The sequence below is a fragment of the Gordonia sp. DT101 genome (assembly GCF_049844895.1).
Taxonomy (GTDB): domain Bacteria; phylum Actinomycetota; class Actinomycetes; order Mycobacteriales; family Mycobacteriaceae; genus Gordonia.
In genome coordinates this window covers 1032477-1050799 of sequence record NZ_JBNCLX010000002.1, presented here as the reverse complement: position 1 = coordinate 1050799, position 18323 = coordinate 1032477, and the positions used below count along the sequence as shown (strand labels likewise).

Here is an 18323-nt window from a genome sequence, read left to right as displayed (position 1 = left end):
CGTGTCAGCGACGCTTCTTCTTGGACTTCGGCGGCTTGGCGCGGCTGTTGCCCTTCGAGTTGTCGCGTGCGGCGGCCCTACGTTCGCGACGGCTCGCCGACACCAGCGCCGGGTCCTCGTGTTCCTCTTCCTCGGAATGGGTCTCGGTCCCGCCACCCTCCGACGGACCCGAGTACGTCATCGGGACCTCGGGCTGCTCGACGCCCACCGCACGCAGTGCAGCGGGAACCTCCTGCTCCTCACCCACCGGTGAGGGTGCGGGCGCCCCGCCGTTGCCGGCACCCACGTATGCGGGGGCCGCGGGTGCAGCAACCGGCGCGGGTGTCGGCGCAGCGGCCGGCTCCGCCTGCTCGGTCTGCACCTGGACGTTGTAGAGGAACTGCAGCGTCTCCTCCTTGAGCCCCTCGAGCATCCCGCTGAACATGTCGAAGCCCTCGCGCTGGTACTCCACGACCGGATCGCGCTGGGCCATCGACCGGAGGTGGATGCCCTCACGGAGGTAGTCCATCTCGTAGAGGTGGTCCTGCCATTTGCGGTCGAGGACCGTCAGCAGGATGGTGCGCTCGAGCTGGCGCATGGCACCGTCGCCGGCGATCTCCTCGATCTCGGTCTCGCGCGCCTCGTAGGCCTGGTGCGCATCGCCCACCAGAATCTCTTTGAGCTCGTCGGCGTCGACGTCGTCACGTTCGCCGAACTCGTTCTCACCGACGACCTTCTTGGGATCGAGGTCGATCGGATAAAGCGTGCTCAAGGCCTTCCAGAGCTCGTCGAGGTCCCAGTCCTCGGCATAGCCCTCGGCGGTGGCACCCTCCACGTAGGCGCCGACCACATCGTCGATCATGGTCTGCACCTCGGCTCGGTGATCCTCACCCTCGAGGATGGTGCGGCGCTCCCCGTAGATGACCTTGCGCTGCTCGTTCATCACCTCGTCGTACTTGAGGACGTTCTTGCGGACCTCGAAGTTCTGCTGCTCGACCTGCGTCTGCGCGCTCCGGATGGCCTTGGTGACCATCTTCGCCTCGATCGGCACGTCGTCGGGCAGGTTCACGCGGTTCATGATCGACTCGAGTGCGGCACCGTTGAACCGCCGCATGAGTTCGTCACCGAGTGAGAGATAGAACCGGGACTCGCCGGGGTCGCCCTGGCGACCCGAACGTCCGCGCAACTGGTTGTCGATACGGCGCGATTCGTGGCGTTCGGTGCCCAGGACGTAGAGACCGCCGGCCTCCTTGACCGCCTCCGCCTCTTCTGCTGCGGCCCGACGGGCGACCTCGATGGCCTCCGGCCACGCCTCCTCGTACTGGTCCGGGGTGTTGACCGGGTCCAGTCCCGCCTTGCGCAGGCGGGCGTCGGCGATGATGTCCGGGTTGCCGCCGAGCACGACGTCGGTACCACGACCGGCCATGTTGGTGGCCACGGTCACCGCACCGGTACGGCCGGCCTCGGCAATGATCTGTGCCTCCTGCTCATGGAACTTGGCGTTCAGCACGTTGTGCGGGATGCCGCGCTTGGTGAGCTGCCGGGACAGATACTCCGACCGCTCGACGCTGGTGGTGCCGATGAGGACCGGCTGGCCCTTCTCGTGGCTCTCGGTGATGTCGTCGACGACGGCGTCGAACTTCGCCTCTTCGGTCTTGTAGATGAGGTCGACCTGGTCCTTGCGAACCATCGGCTTGTTCGTCGGGATGGGCAGCACACCCAGCTTGTAGATCTGATCGAACTCCGCGGCCTCGGTCTCGGCCGTACCCGTCATCCCGGCGAGCTTGTCGTACATGCGGAAGTAGTTCTGGAGCGTGATCGTGGCCAGGGTCTGGTTCTCGGCCTTGATCTCGACGTGTTCTTTCGCCTCGATCGCCTGGTGCAGACCCTCGTTGAACCGGCGGCCGTCCAGCACACGACCGGTGAACTCGTCGACGATGAGGACTTCGCCGTTGCGGACGATGTAGTCCTTGTCCTTGTAGAAGAGTTCCTTGACCTTGATCGAGTTGTTGAGGTAGCTCACCAGGGGCGAATTGGCGGCCTCGTACAGATTGTCGATGCCGAGCTGGTCCTCGACGAACTCGACGCCGGCCTCGTGCACACCGATCGTCTTCTTCTTGATGTCGACCTCGTAGTGCAGGTCCTTCTCGAGCAGGGGCGCGATCCGGGCGAACTCGGAGTACCACTTGCTCGAGCCCTCGGCCGGGCCCGAGATGATCAGCGGCGTGCGTGCCTCGTCGATGAGGATCGAGTCGACCTCGTCCACGATCGCGTAGTTGTGACCGCGCTGGACGAGATCGGGCAACGAGTGCGCCATGTTGTCGCGCAGGTAGTCGAAGCCGAACTCGTTGTTGGTGCCATAGGTGATGTCGGCGGCGTAGGCCTCGCGACGCTGGTCGGAGTTCATCCCGGTGAGGATCACCGCGGTGTCGAGCCCGAGGAAGCGATGCACGCGCCCCATCCACTCGGAGTCACGTTTGGCCAGGTAGTCGTTGACGGTGACGACGTGGACGCCGTCGCCCGAGAGCGCGTTGAGATATGCCGGCAGCACACAGGTCAGGGTCTTGCCCTCACCGGTCTTCATCTCGGCGATGTTGCCGTAATGCAGCGCCGCGCCACCCATGATCTGGACATGGAAGTGCTTCTGCTCGAGCACCCGCCAGGCCGCCTCGCGGGCGACCGCGAAGGCCTCGGGGAGCAGTTCGTCCAGCGCCGCGCCGTCGGCGTGCCGCTCCTTGAACTCGTCGGTCTTGGCGCGCAGCTCGGCGTCCGTCAGTGCCTCGACCTCGTCGGACAGGCTCTCGACATGCGATGCGATCGCACCGAGTCGCTTGACCATCCGGCCTTCGCCGACGCGTAGCAGCTTGTTCAGCACCGTGGATCGAGTCCCTAACTCTTGTCGACTACACACGAAATCCGGCCCGCAACCTGCACAGGCCGGATTCCATGGTACTCAGCTTGTCTTAGTGCAACCTGATCGGTGCCCCGATCACCTGCACGTGGTCATCATCCCGAGGAGTCGCGTCCTCAGGGTGTCGGCCTCACGCCAGACGTATCAATCCGTAGTCGAAGGCGTGACGCCGATAGACCACCGACGGCTTGTCACTCTCCTTGTCGTGGAACAAGAAGAAATCGTGGCCGACGAGCTCCATCTCGTAGAGGGCGTCATCGACCGACATCGGGATCGCCTCGTGTTCCTTGACACGCACCACCTGGCCCGGGTCGTGGTACTCCACCCCGTCGTCCCAGGACGCCGCCGTGTCGCCGGATTCGGCGTCGGGTTGGGCGCTGAGCTGGTTGTCCCGTAGAGGTGGCGCACCGACCTCGGTGGCCTCGGCGACCGAGAGCGGTCGGCGGTTGCCGTAGGAGACGCGACGACGGTCCTTCACCCGCCGCAGGCGCGACTCGAGTTTGTCGAGTGCGCCCTCGAGCGCGGCATAGAAGTTCTCGCCGCACGCCTGCGCGCGTGCCTTGGGACCCTTGCCGATCGCGGTGATCTCGACCTGTTGGCACACCTTGGACTGCCTGCGGTTGCGTTCGTGATTCAGCTCGACGTCGAAGCGGAAGATGGCGGGGTCGAACCGCTCGAGCCGAGCGAGCTTGTCGCCGACATAGACGCGGTAATGCTGAGGGATATCGACGTTGCGGCCGCTGATGGCGACCTTGGCATTGGGTTCGGCAGGTTCGTCGGCATCGACGGTGCCAGGTGGTCGGACGAAGGCGAAACTGGGATCGAACGCTTGGTCGTCCAGCGATGAGGAATCGGGCGAGGTGTCGTGTTCGGAGTCGTTCTCGGGTGGCCGTGCGTCACCGATCTTCGATTCGCGATGGCCTTTGCGGTGGATGACTGTTGACATATACAACTTCCTCCTCTTGATGGTTCCCGGCCGACCACGCGGAATCTCATCGACGCGAACCCGATCCGACCACCGTGGTAGGGGCGGCAAGGTGCCGCTGGTGGGACCGTCACGCACATCGACCGCCAGTTCTCGAGCGTGCCTGCGGGAGTGCCGCGGCGTCCCGGGGCGCAAGACCTGTCTGGGCCGATAGCGCGCACGTCAAATCTGTTGTCGCGCTGAGACTCTGTTGTCGGATAGGAATCGTGGCCATGCCAGCCGACGGCTGACACTCAGGAGCAGGGGCCTCACCTCCTCGCGAAAAGCGGCGGCTACCTGTTGTGCCTTCGACGGTAGCCCGAAGTTCGCCTACTGGCCACGTTTCTACGCAACATGAGCGATGTCCGTCGAGGTCGGGCCGGAAGTCCCCGTCGTCGTGTACGGCATGTCGGCGGCCCCGGAACTGTTGTGCACAGGCGGTTGTACACAGGCGGTTGTACACAAGCGAGGGATTGTCCACAGAAGGACGGCCCCGCCGTCGGTGGCGTGTACGGCGGCCATGTCCGTGGCACCCTCGAGCCGTGTCCGTCCACCGCCGCAGCCGAACCGTGGCGACCATCGCCGAGATCGTCCGGTCGGGCTCCGATCTCGTCGTCCCACTGGAATGCGGTGGCTGCTCGGCGCCCGACGTCCGCTGGTGTGCCGACTGTGCGGCCACGCTCTCCGACGACCCGGTGGCGCTGAGCCCGCGTGTGGAGGTGGGCGTGGACACCTGGGCGCTGGGTCGCTACCGAGGCCCCTACCGCGCAGCACTGATCGCGATGAAGGAACAGGGTCGGCGTGACCTCACGGTGCCGGTGGGCGCAGCGGTGGCACGCGGTATCGCCACCCTCGCGCGCTGGGGCGAGTTCCCGGATACCCGAGACCTCACCCTGGTCCCGGCGCCCACGCGGCGTTCCTCGGCACGACGCCGCGGCGGCGACCCCGTCACCGCGTTCGCACGTGTGGCGGCGACCCGACTCGGGGCGCGCGTAGGTGTCTCGGAACTTCTCGTCACCACGGCACGAGCCCGCGATTCGGCCGGCCTCGACGCCCGCCACCGGGTCCGCAACCTTTCCGGTTCGATCGCGCTGCGGAGGACACGGGCGGCACCGCGCGGCACGATCCTGCTGGTCGACGACGTCCTCACCACGGGGGCGACCGCGTCGGAATCGGTGCGCGTGCTCGCACGGCATGGTTGGGCGTTGCACGCTGTGATCGTCGTGGCGGGCGCCTGACGAACCCGGCGCCCGCGACCACCGCGCCCGGCCGGGCCAGCGCGATCAGGGCAGGACCGGGATGACGTCGGGCGCCATCGCCGGCTCGACCTCCGTCCAGTACTGGTCGGGCTGGCCGTTCGCACTGCCGAACCGCAGCACCCCGCGTGTGTCACCGGCGTAGACGGTGGATTGATCGGCCACAACCGCCCGCACCGGAGGCGAGAGATTGCCGCTGAGCAGGCCGACCGCGGGCGTGCCGTTGATCGAGAGCTGCACGACCGGCGACTCCACCGCATCGCGGGCGACCATCAGGGTCGTCGGCGATGCCCAGTCCAGCGAGACCGCGCGATTTCCGATGTTGTAGGCCGCGATCCGCGGGCTGGTCAGCGACACCGCACCCTCGGCGTTGGTCGAGACCACCGCGAACACGACCTGCCCTCCGACGAGCAACGCCGCGCGCACACCGTCGGGCGACACCTGCAGCTCGCTGATCGGCCCGCGCGCGACCGTCGCGATCGAGGACGCGTCGACGGTCGTCAGCCGGTCGCTGTCGCCGGACTCCTCACGCACCCACTCGACGGGACGACCGTCGATCACCGTCCAGATCGTGTTCTCGTCGGGGCCGAAGGACGGGCGGGTGATCGAGTTCCCGGACACCACCGTGCCCATCTCCCCGCCGTACGGACCGATGGCCAGATCGAGCCGTGGACCTGCGCCGCTGTGGGCGAGCGCGGCGGCGACCCGTTGCCCGTCCGCCGAGATGGTCGCCGACCGGACTGCCTGTCCGGTCCCCAGCGGGCCTCCCACCGGGACGGTGCCGTTGTCGGTGACCTTGAGCAGGGCGCCGGAGCGGATGATGTTGAGCCCGACGTCGGTGGACGGCACCGCGGTCGGATCGAAGGCCTGCACATCGGTGGTCTGCCATCCCGAGGCTCGCTCCGGGATCAGTGGACCGCCGTCGGCGTTGATCACGTACGGGCCGCCGATGTCGGCGCCGTCGAGCGTCCAGATGATCTGGGCGGCAAGGACTGTGCGATCACGAACGGACGCCGAGCCGATACCGGTGAGCTCGACGCGAACCCCGCCGCCGGACAACGGTGACACGGGCCCCCGCAGCGCGGAACCGTTCGGGAACCCACTGTCGACGGAGCCGTCGAGGTCGGCGGCCTGACCCGCGATGAGGTGGTTGATCAGCTCGGTCGGCTCCGACGCCTTGCCGCCGTAGAGCCAGCGCGGGTCGGCCACCAGCCGGGTGAGGCTCCGGTCGGTGAAGTACAGGCTCACCGATCGATAGGTGGCATCGAACTGACTGCGATCGATCATCGTGCCGTTGGGCAGCGGGCCGTCGATCCGCCACTGGTCGCCGGAACGTACGAGCGTCAATGCCGTCTCCACCCGACCGGTCGCGGGCGTCAACTGGCCGTTGGACTTGAGCGTCCCGACGTTGTCACCGATCAGACGAAGTCGCACCGCGTCCTCGTTGCGCTGGTCGACGAACACATTGACCTCGTCGACGACCAGCATGTCGCCCCGGTCGTCCCACTGTTCGGAGGCGGCCGGGGTCAAGAACTTCCGAGCCGCATGATGACCTTCTTCGGGATCGGCGGTCGCCTTGAGGAACGCCCGTACCAATGACTCCGGGTCCATGTCCGACTGCGGAACCGGGACCGCATTGGTCGGCCCCTCGCGCTGGAATGCGGTGATCGGTTGCGGCGACGAACTGTTCGGGATCGAGCCGCAGGCGCTCAGGATGGACGTCGTCAGCAGTGCGACCACCAACGGCCAGCGCCGTCGTCGCCGCCGCGATCCTCGCAAGACGGAGTGCGGATCAGGAGTTCGCACCGTCACCTCCCCCGGGACCGGGCTCGGCGGGCGACGACGACGACGACGACGGATCGTCGTGCTCCATTTCCGCTTCGGTCCTGACCGCAGCGCTCTTCGCTGCGCTTCGCGTGGCGGTCGCCGACCTGCCCGCACCCCCGACCGGTTTGAGCGGCAACGGGCTGCCGAGGAGTTTGTGCCCCCGCACCAGCGGCAAGGTCAGGCGGAAGCTGGCACCCTTGCCGGGCTCACCCCATGCCTCCAGGCGTCCCTGGTGCAACCGGGCGTCCTCGATGCTGATCGCCAGTCCCAGCCCGGTGCCGCCCGAGCGCCGGAAGCGCGACGGATCGGATCGCCAGAAGCGGTTGAACACGAGTTTCTCTTCACCTGGACGGAGGCCGATGCCGTGGTCGCGGACGGTGAGCGCGACCGCGTCGCCGTCCGAGCGCATGGTCAGCGTGACCGGGTTGCGCTCGCCGTGGTCGATCGCATTGGCCAGCAGATTGCGCAATATCCTCTCCACGCGCCGCGGGTCGATCTCGGCGATCACCGGCTCGGCCGGCAGATCGAGGACGAGCTCGGTGCCGGTCTCCTCGGCGAGATGGCTGACCGTGGCGAGGGCACCGTCGATCGGAATCGCCATGTCCATCCGCTCGGCGGCCAGTTCGGCCATGCCCGCGTCGTGCCGGGAGATCTCGAGGAGCTCGTTCAGCAGTGTCTCGAAGCGGTCGAGTTCTTTGTCGAGAAGTTCGACCGAGCGTTTCCGCACGGGGTCCAGGTCGTCGCGACCCTCGTACAGCACGTCCGAGGCCATCCGGACCGTCGTCAGCGGCGTCCGCAGCTCGTGACTCACGTCGGAGGTGAACTGCCGCTGCAGCCCGCCGAACTCCTCGAGATGCGTGATCTGCTTGGACAGACTCTCGGCCATGTCGTTGAACGACATGGCGAGTCGTGCCATGTCGTCCTCGCCCCGCACCGGCATTCGCTCTTTGAGCCGGCCGTCGGCGAAGCGCACCGCGATCCGCGACGCGGACCGCACGGGCTGCACGACCTGGCGCGAGACCAGCCAGGCGATGGCGGCCAGCAGCCCGAGCAGGACCACGCCACCGGTCAGCAGCGTGCCCCGGACGAGATCGACGGTGTTCTGCTCGCTGGTGAGCGGGAACACCAGGTACAGCTCCAGGCCGGGTACGGACGCATTGGTCGGGGTGCCGACGACGAGTGCGGGTTCGGTGCCGCCGGACGACGTCGGGATCGAGGTGTACTGATAGGCGACCTGGCCGCCCTGGACCATGTCGCGCAGGTTGTCGGGGATCTCCGTGGCCGGTCCGACCCCGCTGTCGCCGCCGTCGTCGTCGGTGCCGGGCACCAGCAGGACGGTGTCGAAGGTACCGACGCTGCCCGAGCTGTCGGTGGCGTCCACGTCGCGATCCGTGAGCAGGGACCTGGTCTGGCGGAGCCGGTTCTGGACCGAGGTGTTGCCGTTGCTGCCGCCGAGGTCGCGTTCGACCGAGACGCGTGCCCGTTCCACCTCCTCGGTGGCCGCAGTGAGTTTGACGTCCAGCAGGCGATCGGTGATCTGGCTGATCAGCACGAAGACGAGAATCAGGATCACGACAAAAGACAGCACCAACGTCGACACCACGACGCGGAGCTGCAGTGATCGTCGCCAGATTCTGCCGAAGGCTCGACCGGCACTGCTTGCGATGCGGGTGATGCGCCCGAAGGTGCTGTTGACGCGGCGGCGGGGCCTCCCGATCACGGTGGGCCGGCCTTGTAGCCGACCCCCCTCACCGTCAGGACCACTTCGGGATTCTCCGGGTCGGTCTCGACCTTCGCTCGCAGACGCTGGACATGCACGTTGACGAGTCTAGTGTCCGCCGGGTGGCGATAACCCCACACCTGTTCCAGCAGGACGTCGCGGGTGAAGACCTGCCGCGGCTTGCGGGCCAGGGCGACCAGCAGATCGAACTCCAGCGGGGTCAACGAGATGGGCACACCGTCGCGGGTGACCTTGTGTGCCGGCACGTCGATCTCCACCGGACCGATCGAGAGCAACTCCGCGGGCTCCTCGTCGGTGCGACGCAGGCGGGCACGGACCCGGGCGACGAGTTCCTTCGGCTTGAAAGGCTTGACCATGTAGTCGTCGGCGCCCGACTCGAGACCGAGGACCACGTCCACCGTGTCGGACTTCGCGGTGAGCATCACGATCGGCACCCCGGAATCGGCGCGCAGTACCCGGCACACGTCGATGCCGTTCATGCCCGGGAGCATGAGGTCGAGGAGGACGAGGTCCGGCCGGATCTCGCGTACCGCGGTCAGCGCCTGCGTCCCGTCGCCGACCACGAACGGTTCGAAACCTTCACCCCGAAGCACGATGGTCAGCATCTCGGCGAGAGCGGCGTCGTCGTCGACGACGAGGATGCGAGGCTTCATGTTCACAATGGTGACACTTTCGTGACCCAACCGCGGCGATGACGCGCCGAACCCGCCGCGACGGCCTGGCGAGCGACCGCCGCGTCGATCGATATCATCGCCCTCGTGGGCCAACTGATTGCGGTCGAGGGACTCGACGGCGCGGGCAAGAACACACTGGTGACCGGTCTGGTCGACCGGTGGCGCGACAAGGGATTGCGCGTATGGACACTGACGTTCCCCCGATACGGCGCGTCCGTCACCGCCGATCTGGCGGCCGAGGCCTTGCACGGACAGCACGGTGATCTACGCGACAGCGTCTATGCCATGGCCCTGATGTTCGCGCTCGACCGCGCGGGCGCCGCCGACGAGATCCGGAAGGCCCTCGGCGAGCACGACATCGTGGTGCTCGACCGGTACGTCGCATCGAACGCCGCCTACAACGCGGCCCGACTCGATCAAGCCGCCGACGGCGAGATGGTCGGCTGGGTTGCCGATCTCGAGTTCGGTCGTTTCGAGCTCCCGGTACCCGATCGCCATGTGCTCCTCGGGGTGCCACCCGAGGTCGCGATGGATCGCGCGGCCCATCGGGCGGCCACCGATTCGACTCGGCCGCAAGACCTCTACGAACGCGACCGCGACCTGCAGGTGCGTGTCGATTCGGTGTACCGCCAACTGGCGCGGTCCCGATGGATGTCACCCTGGGTGGCGACGACCGACGGTGACGTCGAGGAGCTCGCCCGCCGTCTGTCGGCCGAATGAGGATCCGTGCCGATCATCAGGGTTTTCGCTAGCCTGAGATGATCCCGCCCGTATGGAGGACGCCGTATTAAGGACGCCGCATGACCCACCAGCCAGCGCCCGGCGGAGGGGCTCACCACGGCCCCGACCCGGGGACGAACGGTCCACCGTGGCCCGAGGTCGGAGCGGCTGATCAGAACGGTCCGGCCTCCGGCGAATCACCTGCACCCCGACACGGGCAGCCACCCCAACCCGGTGTGTCACAACCAGGAACGTGGCAGTCGGGTTCGTGGCAACCGGGAACAGGGCAACCGGGAACGTCCGTGCCACCCCCGCCGCCGGGGATGTCCGCCGGCGGCCACCCGATGCATGCGGCCGTTCCTGGTCCACCGGCCGGAGTTCCCCAACAACCGCCATACGGCCCGGCCGGGTATCCGCAGTTTGCCCAGGGCGGCTTTCCGCCCGGCGGATATCCACCGGGCCCCTATGCGCCCGGTGGGCCGATACCGGGGATGCCGTTCCCGCCCCAGCGACGGCGACAACACACCGGCGCGGTGATCGCGGCGGCCGTCGTCGGCATGCTCGTGGTGGTGGCGGTGGCCGTGGTGTTCGTCAGCGCCGCAGTCCGTTCCGTCGACCCGGACGGCGGGGACGTCGCCGTCAACACACCGCCGAACGCCACCGACGGCCAGCCGAGAACGGGATCGCCCGGCTCCGGCGGGACGGCCGCGAACCAGGCCGAGGTGACCGCCATCCGGTCAGCGATGCAGAACTTTGTCGACGCGGTCAACGCGCGCGACGTCGGACGGATTCAGGCGTCGGTGTGCAGCGTGGTGCGCCCGCAGGTCACGCGCCCCCTCGACCTCACCGGCAATGTCGTCCTCGACGCGTTGTCCGCGGTGACCGTGACCGGCGACTCCGCCGAGTCGACGGTGAGTACACATCTCGAGCTCGGAAATCAGCGGTCGACGCCGAAGCAGAACGCCGAGAGCTTCGCCCGCGAGGACGGCACCTGGTTCGTGTGCCCGGGCGCCGAACCCGATATCGGGACGTAGCCTCCTCCGCTGAGCCTCCCCCCGTCGACAGCAACCGGATTCGCGCCGACGGCAACATGTTTCGCGCCGAGAGCAACCGCAAATACGCCGACAGCACCCCGGTTCCGATGAGAACCTGGGTGCTGTCGGGTGCGTGTGCCGTCAGTAGCGGTAGTGCTCAGGCTTGTACGGCCCCTCGACGTCCACGTTGATGTACTCGGCCTGCTCCTTGGTGAGCTTGGTGAGCGTACCGCCGAGCGCCTCGACGTGAATCTTCGCCACCTTCTCGTCCAGATGCTTGGGCAGCCGGTAGACCTCGTTGTCGTACTCGTCCTTCTTGGTCCAGAGTTCGATCTGGGCGATCACCTGGTTCGAGAAGCTGTTGCTCATCACGAACGACGGGTGCCCGGTTGCGTTGCCCAGGTTGAGCAGTCGTCCCTCGGACAGCACGATGATCGACTTGCCGTTCTCGAAGATCCACTGATCGACCTGCGGCTTGACGATGATCCGCTTGGCTCCGGAGCCTTCCAGCCCGGCCATGTCGATCTCGTTGTCGAAGTGGCCGATGTTGCCGAGGATCGCCTGGTTCTTCATCTCCCGCATGTGCGCGAGCGTGATGATTCCGAGATTGCCCGTGGATGTGATGACGATGTCCGCGTTGCCGATCGCCTCCTCGACGGTGACCACGTCGAATCCGTCCATCAGCGCCTGCAGCGCGTTGATCGGGTCGATCTCGGTGACCTGGACCCGGGCACCCTGACCGGCCAGCGACTCCGCACAGCCCTTACCGACGTCGCCGTATCCACAGATGAGGACCTTCTTGCCACCGATGAGAACGTCGGTGCCGCGGTTGATCCCGTCGATCAGCGAGTGCCGGGTGCCGTACTTGTTGTCGAACTTCGACTTGGTGACCGAATCGTTGACGTTGATGGCCGGGAAGGTGAGCTCTCCGGCGGCCGCGAACTGGTACAGCCGCAGCACGCCGGTGGTGGTCTCCTCGGTGACGCCCTGGACCGAATCGGCGATGGTCGACCACTTGGTCTTGTCCGCCTCGAAGCTCGCGCGCAGCAGTTCCAGGAAGACCTTGTACTCGGCCGAATGATCGTCGTCGGCGGGCGGCACGAGACCGGCCTTCTCGAACTCCGCGCCGCGCAGCACGAGCATGGTGGCGTCGCCGCCGTCGTCGAGGATCATGTTCGCCGGCTGATCGGGCCAGGTGAGCATCTGCTCGGCCGCCCACCAGTACTCCTCGAGGGTCTCGCCCTTCCACGCGAAGACCGGCACACCCTTCGGCTCGTCCGGTGTGCCGTGGGGTCCGACGACGATCGCGGCCGCCGCGTGATCCTGCGTCGAGAAGATGTTGCAGGACGCCCAGCGCACCTCTGCGCCGAGGGCGACCAGGGTCTCGATGAGCACGGCGGTCTGCACCGTCATGTGCAGCGAGCCCGAGATGCGGGCGCCCTTGAGCGGCAGCACGTCTGCATTCTCACGTCGCAGCGACATCAGGCCCGGCATCTCGTGTTCGGCGAGCTCGATCTCCTTGCGGCCGAAGTCCGCGAGGGACAGGTCGGCCACCTTGAAGTCGATCCCGTTGCGGCTGTCGGCGTGCAATGCCTGCGCAGTCGTCATGTGATCCCCTTGTCGTTCGCTGTCGGGCACTGCTGGTGCAGTGCGGAAGGCGTTCGACTCAGGCTATCGGACCCGGTCCGGCGGGTTGCCACCCTACCGCCGTGACCGGTCGGGCGAGGGGTGTCCGCTCCCCTATCGCCCTTCTTTCGATCCCACCGGATCGGCGATCTCACCGCGCTCACGTTTGCCGACCATCGAATGGCGCTGGCCGTAGAGGAAGTAGACCGCTATACCGATCACCATCCAGACGACGAACCGGATCCAGGTGAGCGCCGAAAGGTTCAGCATCAGCCACAGACACGCGAGGATCGCCAGCACCGGGATCACCGGCCCGCCCGGCACGGTGAAGCCCCGGTCGAGATCGGGCCGGGTCCGGCGCAGCACCATCACGCCGCCGGCCACCACGATGAAGGCGAACAAGGTGCCGACGTTCACCATCTCCTCGAGCTTGTCGATCGGGAAGAACCCGGCGACGACGGCCACCACGACGCCGATGAGGATCGTCAGGCGGGCGGGCGTCCCGAAGCGCGGATGGGTCTTGGACATCGCGCGCGGCAACAGTCCGTCGCGGCACATCGCGAACAGGATTCGCGACTGACCGAGCATCAGGACCATCACCACAGTTGTGAGGCCCGCGAGCGCTCCGATGGCGATGACCTTCTCCGCCCAGGTCACCCCGTTCAGCGCAAAGGCGTCCGCAAGATTCGCCGCGTCACCGTCCTCGGTGGTGGCGAGTTGCTTGTAGCTGACCATGCCGGTCACCACGATCGTGACGAGAACGTAGAGCACCGTGACGATGGCCAGCGAGCCAAGGATGCCGCGCGGGACATCCTTTCTCGGATTCTTGGTCTCCTCCGCAGTGGTGGCGACGACATCGAACCCGATGAACGCGAAGAACACGATGGACGCGGCGGCCAGCACGCCGTACCAGCCGTAGGAACTGTCGCCGCCGCCGGTGATGAGCGAGAACAGTGTGGAGTCCACGGACTTCTCGGTGCCGGCGCCGTGCTCTGCCGGAGGCACGAACGGCGTGTAGTTGTCGGCTTTGACGTAGAAGAAGCCCACGATGATCACCATCAGCACGACCGCGACCTTGATCGCGGTGATGATCGCCGACACCAGCGACGAGAGCCGGGTCCCGAGGACCAGCAGCGACGTCACGGCGGCGATGATGACAATCGCGCCCCAATCGACGTCGAATCCCCCGATGTCGACGGTGCCGCCGGCGAATCCGAACACGCTGCCGAGGTAACTGGACCAACCCTTGGCCACCACCGCGGCGCCGACCGCGAACTCCAGGATGAGATCCCACCCGAGGATCCACGCCAGGAACTCGCCGAAGGTGGCGTAGCCGAAGGTGTAGGCAGACCCGGCGACCGGGACCGTCGAGGCGAACTCCGCGTAGCAGAGCGCGGCGAGCGCGCAGGCGATCGCCGCCATCACGAACGACACCGAGATGGCCGGGCCTGCCTTGTCGCCGGCGATCGATGCGGTGATGGTGAAGATGCCGGCGCCGATCACCACCGACACCCCGAAGACGATCAGATTCCAGGCGGAGAGGTCCTTGCGGAGTCTGTGCTCCGGTTCATCCGTATCGGCCATCGACTGCTCGATGGACTTCCTGCGGGTGAGCGGATTGGCCATCCGATGGACCTCCCGTTACCCGAGCCAGGGTCAGGATCGCTGCCCGACTCGATCGTCGCGAACGTCTGGTGAAGCGATTGCCTACGCTAGCCCACACCGACGGGACGCGCGGCGCGAATGCCGGTTCGCGTGTCACGTCCGGCAGTGGCAGTAGGACTCAGCCACCGACGTCGCGGTCGATGTCGGGTTCGAGATAGATGACCCGTGCCTGCGGCACCGCCGAACGCACCCGGACCTCCGCCGCGTCGATCGTGCGCGCGACGGTGATGGCGTCGACGCCCGCCGGTATGGCGATCTTCGCGGCGACGAGAAGCTCCTCGGGCCCGAGGTATTGGGTCTTCATGTGGATGACACGGTCGACGCCGCCGGCGGCCAGCGCCGTCAGCAACGCCTGTTCCTCGTCCTCGGTCGCCCCTTCGCCGATCAGCAGACTCTTCATCTCCACGATCAGGATGATCGCGATGACACCGAGCAGGACGCCGATCGCCAAGGTGCCGACACCGTCCCACACCGCGTCTCCGGTCAGCATCGTGAGTCCGACACCGGCCAACGCGAGCACCAGGCCGATCAGGGCGCCGGAGTCTTCGAGTAGCACGACCGGCAGCTCGGGGGAACGCGAATTGCGGATGAAGCGCCACCAACTCGCCTTGCCCTTCAACGGCTTCGATTCACGGTAGGCGGTGGTGAAGCTGTATCCCTCGAGGCAGATGGCCAGGACCAGGATGATGACCGCCACGAGCGGCGATTCGAGATCGTGGTCGTGGGCGTGCTGGATCTTGTGGATGCCTTCGTAGATCGCGAACAGCGATCCCAGGCTGAACAACACCAGGGCGACGACGAAGGAGTAGAAGTACCGGCTGCGCCCATACCCGAAGGGGTGCAGCCGGTCCGCCTTCTTGGCGGCGCGCTGCTGGCCCAGCAGCAGGAGCCCCTGGTTCGACGTGTCCGCGACCGAGTGCACCGCCTCCGCGAGCATCGACGACGACCCGGTGATCACGAATCCCACGAACTTCGCCAAGGCGATACCGGCATTGGCCAGCAGCGCCGCGATGATCGCGCGTTTGGAGCCCTCGACTGACACGTTCTTCTCCTTGGTCCACGCGGCCGACCGCGCAAATCTCAACTGCCAGACAGACCGGTCGGACTCTACCGATTTGTCCGGCTCGGCGAGAAACGAACCCCGGCGAGAAATGTTACGAGGGGCCACCGAGCATCGGTGGCCCCTCGTACATCATCCAACGGTCAGAAAGTGCCCTTGAAGGTATTGCCGATCGACCGGTCGGTCTCGCCCATGCGCTCCGAGGCGTTCTGCACGCCCCGGCCCAGCCCGTTGAGCTGCTCACGCGCCTGGCCGAACAGGGTGTCCCACCGGGCCTGAGCATCCTGGTAGTGAGCAGCGGCGTCGGGCGATGCCCAGTTGCCCTGCAGCTGGTGGACCTGCCGCTTGAGCTGGCCGGCAAGCTGCTCGAGGGCATTGAACTGCTGGTGGATGTTGCCCGACAGATCACCGAGATTGCCGTGGTCGTAACTGATCGCGCCTGTCATGATGTCTCCTTGAGGATGGTTCGGATGGGTGAGTCGAGGTGTGCGCCGGCCGGATCAGATCCGGAGGCCACCGTCGATGCTCGCGGTGATCGCCTGTCCCACACTGTGGTCGAGATCCTCATAGCCGCTGAAGCCGCTGGTCAGGTTGTTCTCGATCTCCTGGAGAATGGCCTGCAGTTTGGTCGCCGATCCCTGCCAGTCGCTGCTGGTGTTGCCGAACGCGACCTGCGCGGTACCTTTCCATCCGGCCTGACCGTTCTCGGTGTGGCCCTGGATCGATCGCAGAATGCCCTGCATCTCGTTCACGATCTGGCTGATCGCCTTCGCGGATGCGTGCGCGTCGCCCAGATCGACTTTGACCACACCGTGGCCGCCTGCTTCGGTCATGTTGTGTCTCCTTCTGTGTTACGGCACCGCACGGCGATGCCCCGTTGGTATCCGAATAGAGCGGCCCGCTCGCGGTGCTCCCGGCGCCGGTGACACAGATACCCTGACAATTCCCCCGCCCGGTTCATGGCATCCACCGTCCCTCGGGCAAGGTCTCGATCAGCAGGCCGACGGCCTGACCGATGCGATGTCCACTGCCCGGGGAGAGGGTGGTCCACACCCGCCCGTCCGGAGACTTGCTGGGACTGGCGACGATCCGACCTCGATCGGTGTCGAAAATTGCCAGTGCACCAGAAGATTGAGCGCCGGCACCCCCGGTCCAGGAGACCGCGACGATCTCCGATCGGGTGTGACAGCTCATGAGCGTCGAGGCCATCGCGATGGCATCGGAGCTCGGAGCGCCGAGCGCGTGCAGCGCGTCGGCGGTGTCGTTCGAGTTCTGACAGTCGGCGAGACGCGCCGCCAGTTCGTCTGCCGGAGCGCTGAATCCGGCGATACCGGCACCGACCGCCTCGTCGAACTCCCGCGCCACGATGCCCCCCAGATCCGATTCATCGGGCACCGCCAGCTGCCTGAGCTCGATCCGTGACCCCTCACGACGAGCGAGCACATGATCGTGCCCGTTGCGCGCCAAGCAGATCCGGCGAATCCCGTCGGTGTGGCCCGGCCTGTCCGTCATGGTCCGGATCTCGAGCCGACGCTCGGGCGCCGACAGCACTCGTAGTGCTGTGGCGAGCCAGCCCGTCGGTTCGCCGCCGTCGAGGAGTCCGAGTTCGCCGATCGCCCTGTCTGCCACCGCGTTGGCGGCCGCGTGATCGTCGGAATCCGCGTGGGTGGCCCACAGGTCCAGGACGACGGGCCACGTCTGTACGCCAGCACGTTCCCCGAGTCGCCTCAGGACATCCACCTCGAGCGCGACTCGTACCGGGGTTGTCACACCGTGCATGTCAGCCTCCCCGATGCTGGTCGAGGGACAGGGTCTCGGTCAGATATCGGGGGTCGAGTGATCTCGGTCCGGACGCCGAGACATGGTGCGCAGCAGGTTGCTCGGCGACCGCGAGCTCTGCCCACGTGGACGAACGCTCGTCGGCCGCCGACGCCGACGGACCATCCGCCTCGTCGACGTCGGCCTGCTCCGGAGCCGCCGGGCCGCGCGTGGCGCCACGTTCCGTCGCGGCCAATCCCGTGTGCGGGGCCATCGGCCCCATCGGGGCATTCGACGCCGGCGACCCGGCCGATGTGTTCGTCGCTGGAACGGGTGTGCCACCACCGGCACCACCGGCGAGGATCGTCGGCGCATAGCGGGTCTTCTCCGACGGCGGCGCCGCGACGCCACCCGTCGGGATGCCGCCCATCGGGACAGGTGGCGCCGACGTCGCCGGCGCCGGGTGAGTGGCCGCTCGTGCCGCCGCCTGTCGCGCGGCCCGCTCAGCTCCCAGCGGGTCCGCGGACACGAGATCGGGAGCGGGCCGGGAATCGATCCACGGGCGCGCTGCAGGTTCGGTGGCGGCCTCGTAGGTCTCCATCACGCGCGCAGCCCGCAATTTCTGGTCGTGCAGCGCACGCTCGGCGTGTGCAGCAGCACCCACGAGGGCGGGTGCGAGCGCGCTGACGACCGAGGCCGCGTGCATCGCCGTCTCGGCGACATCCACCTCGACGAGGTTCGGCATGGTCAGGCGGGCCACCGTCACTGCCGCCGCCTGACCTTCGGCGCGCCCGGCATTCCGCCCGGCCGCGGCCGCCGCCTCGGCGAACCAGGGCGCGAGTCGCGTCAGCTTCTCGAACGCCGCACTGGTGTGCGGGGATCGCCAGTTCAGTCCGAGCGTGGCCAGGATCGAGCCGTACTCCGTCGCTGCGGACGCCAGCTCGGCGGACACCTTTGCCCAGGCGAGGCCGGCATCGGTCAGTGGTCCAGGTCCGGGACCGTCACCGAGGTCGAAGGCGAGCTTCTCGGTGGGGCGTGCGTCCCAGATGACGCCGGTGAAGCCGGTCAACTCACTCTCCTCTCTCGTCGATGGTCGAATCGGGATGGC

The 18323-nt window shown here is 67.0% G+C and carries 15 protein-coding genes; 3 read left to right on the top strand and 12 right to left on the bottom strand.

The features are described from left to right. Positions 1-4: 4 nt before the first annotated feature. Together secA and hpf are read right to left on the bottom strand one after the other, a co-directional pair. The gene (gene secA, locus ACLQ3I_RS11095; RefSeq protein WP_425801826.1) at positions 5-2854 is read right to left on the bottom strand and encodes a preprotein translocase subunit SecA; all 2850 of its coding nucleotides are present in this window, start codon (positions 2852-2854) and stop codon (positions 5-7) included. A 166-nt stretch (positions 2855-3020) separates the two neighbouring features. After that, positions 3021-3836, bottom strand: a complete 816-nt coding sequence (hpf, locus tag ACLQ3I_RS11090) for a ribosome hibernation-promoting factor, HPF/YfiA family (protein ID WP_425790885.1) — start codon at positions 3834-3836, stop codon at positions 3021-3023. 560 nt (positions 3837-4396) lie between these two features. Between hpf and ACLQ3I_RS11085 the strand changes: the two genes are divergently transcribed. Then, complete coding sequence (locus ACLQ3I_RS11085) at positions 4397-5092, top strand: ComF family protein (protein ID WP_425801824.1); 696 nt, start codon at positions 4397-4399, stop codon at positions 5090-5092. A 45-nt stretch (positions 5093-5137) separates the two neighbouring features. Here the strand turns inward: ACLQ3I_RS11085 and lpqB are convergent, their stop codons facing one another. Genes lpqB through mtrA form a run of 3 tightly spaced genes read right to left on the bottom strand, consistent with a single transcriptional unit; the run spans position 5138 to position 9331 of the window. Then, positions 5138-6916, bottom strand: coding sequence for an MtrAB system accessory lipoprotein LpqB (lpqB, locus tag ACLQ3I_RS11080; RefSeq protein WP_425790881.1), 1779 nt, complete (start codon positions 6914-6916; stop codon positions 5138-5140). Then, positions 6903-8657 carry an MtrAB system histidine kinase MtrB gene (mtrB, locus tag ACLQ3I_RS11075; protein ID WP_425801822.1) on the bottom strand — a complete coding sequence of 585 codons (1755 nt, stop codon included), beginning with the start codon at positions 8655-8657 and terminating at the stop codon, positions 6903-6905. The genes lpqB and mtrB overlap by 14 nt, the downstream gene beginning before the upstream one ends. Beyond that, positions 8654-9331 (bottom strand): MtrAB system response regulator MtrA, encoded by a 678-nt coding sequence (mtrA, locus tag ACLQ3I_RS11070; protein WP_004023513.1) that lies wholly within the window; start codon positions 9329-9331, stop codon positions 8654-8656. Before mtrA ends, mtrB begins: the two co-directional genes overlap by 4 nt. Before the next feature lie 105 nt (positions 9332-9436). Between mtrA and ACLQ3I_RS11065 the strand changes: the two genes are divergently transcribed. Next, complete coding sequence (locus tag ACLQ3I_RS11065; protein WP_425790876.1) at positions 9437-10072, top strand: dTMP kinase; 636 nt, start codon at positions 9437-9439, stop codon at positions 10070-10072. Positions 10073-10374: 302 nt separating this feature from the next. After that, complete coding sequence (locus ACLQ3I_RS11060) at positions 10375-11106, top strand: hypothetical protein (RefSeq protein WP_425801820.1); 732 nt, start codon at positions 10375-10377, stop codon at positions 11104-11106. Between the two features lie 141 nt (positions 11107-11247). On the opposite strand, the gene ahcY is transcribed toward ACLQ3I_RS11060, so the two are convergent. The 7 genes from ahcY to ACLQ3I_RS11025 all read right to left on the bottom strand — a co-directional run bounded on the left by ahcY (position 11248) and on the right by ACLQ3I_RS11025 (position 18284). Continuing rightward, positions 11248-12714, bottom strand: coding sequence for an adenosylhomocysteinase (ahcY, locus tag ACLQ3I_RS11055; protein WP_425790872.1), 1467 nt, complete (start codon positions 12712-12714; stop codon positions 11248-11250). A 132-nt stretch (positions 12715-12846) separates the two neighbouring features. Further along, positions 12847-14358, bottom strand: a complete 1512-nt coding sequence (locus tag ACLQ3I_RS11050) for an amino acid permease (RefSeq protein ID WP_425790870.1) — start codon at positions 14356-14358, stop codon at positions 12847-12849. Positions 14359-14515: 157 nt separating this feature from the next. Beyond that, positions 14516-15439: a cation diffusion facilitator family transporter gene (locus ACLQ3I_RS11045; protein WP_425801818.1), complete on the bottom strand. Its 924-nt coding sequence runs from the start codon at positions 15437-15439 to the stop codon at positions 14516-14518. 161 nt (positions 15440-15600) lie between these two features. After that, positions 15601-15903: a WXG100 family type VII secretion target gene (locus ACLQ3I_RS11040; protein ID WP_425790866.1), complete on the bottom strand. Its 303-nt coding sequence runs from the start codon at positions 15901-15903 to the stop codon at positions 15601-15603. 54 nt (positions 15904-15957) lie between these two features. Continuing rightward, a complete protein-coding gene (locus tag ACLQ3I_RS11035) occupies positions 15958-16290 on the bottom strand; it encodes a WXG100 family type VII secretion target (RefSeq protein WP_425790864.1) in 333 nt (110 codons plus the stop codon). A 124-nt stretch (positions 16291-16414) separates the two neighbouring features. Next, the gene (locus tag ACLQ3I_RS11030) at positions 16415-17236 is read right to left on the bottom strand and encodes an ESX secretion-associated protein EspG (protein WP_425790862.1); all 822 of its coding nucleotides are present in this window, start codon (positions 17234-17236) and stop codon (positions 16415-16417) included. Position 17237: 1 nt separating this feature from the next. Beyond that, positions 17238-18284 (bottom strand): PPE domain-containing protein, encoded by a 1047-nt coding sequence (locus ACLQ3I_RS11025; RefSeq protein WP_425790860.1) that lies wholly within the window; start codon positions 18282-18284, stop codon positions 17238-17240. Positions 18285-18323 lie beyond the last annotated feature (39 nt).

Bases quoted from the DNA above. Each gene is read 5' to 3' on its own strand.
- hpf (WP_425790885.1), bottom strand. From the start codon at position 3,836: ATGTCAACAGTCATCCACCGCAAAGGCCATCGCGAATCGAAGATCGGT.
- mtrA (WP_004023513.1), bottom strand. From the start codon at position 9,331: ATGAAGCCTCGCATCCTCGTCGTCGACGACGACGCCGCTCTCGCCGAG.
- ahcY (WP_425790872.1), bottom strand. From the start codon at position 12,714: ATGACGACTGCGCAGGCATTGCACGCCGACAGCCGCAACGGGATCGAC.
- ACLQ3I_RS11050 (WP_425790870.1), bottom strand. From the start codon at position 14,358: ATGGCCAATCCGCTCACCCGCAGGAAGTCCATCGAGCAGTCGATGGCC.
- ACLQ3I_RS11040 (WP_425790866.1), bottom strand. From the start codon at position 15,903: ATGACAGGCGCGATCAGTTACGACCACGGCAATCTCGGTGATCTGTCG.
- ACLQ3I_RS11035 (WP_425790864.1), bottom strand. From the start codon at position 16,290: ATGACCGAAGCAGGCGGCCACGGTGTGGTCAAAGTCGATCTGGGCGAC.
- ACLQ3I_RS11030 (WP_425790862.1), bottom strand. From the start codon at position 17,236: ATGCACGGTGTGACAACCCCGGTACGAGTCGCGCTCGAGGTGGATGTC.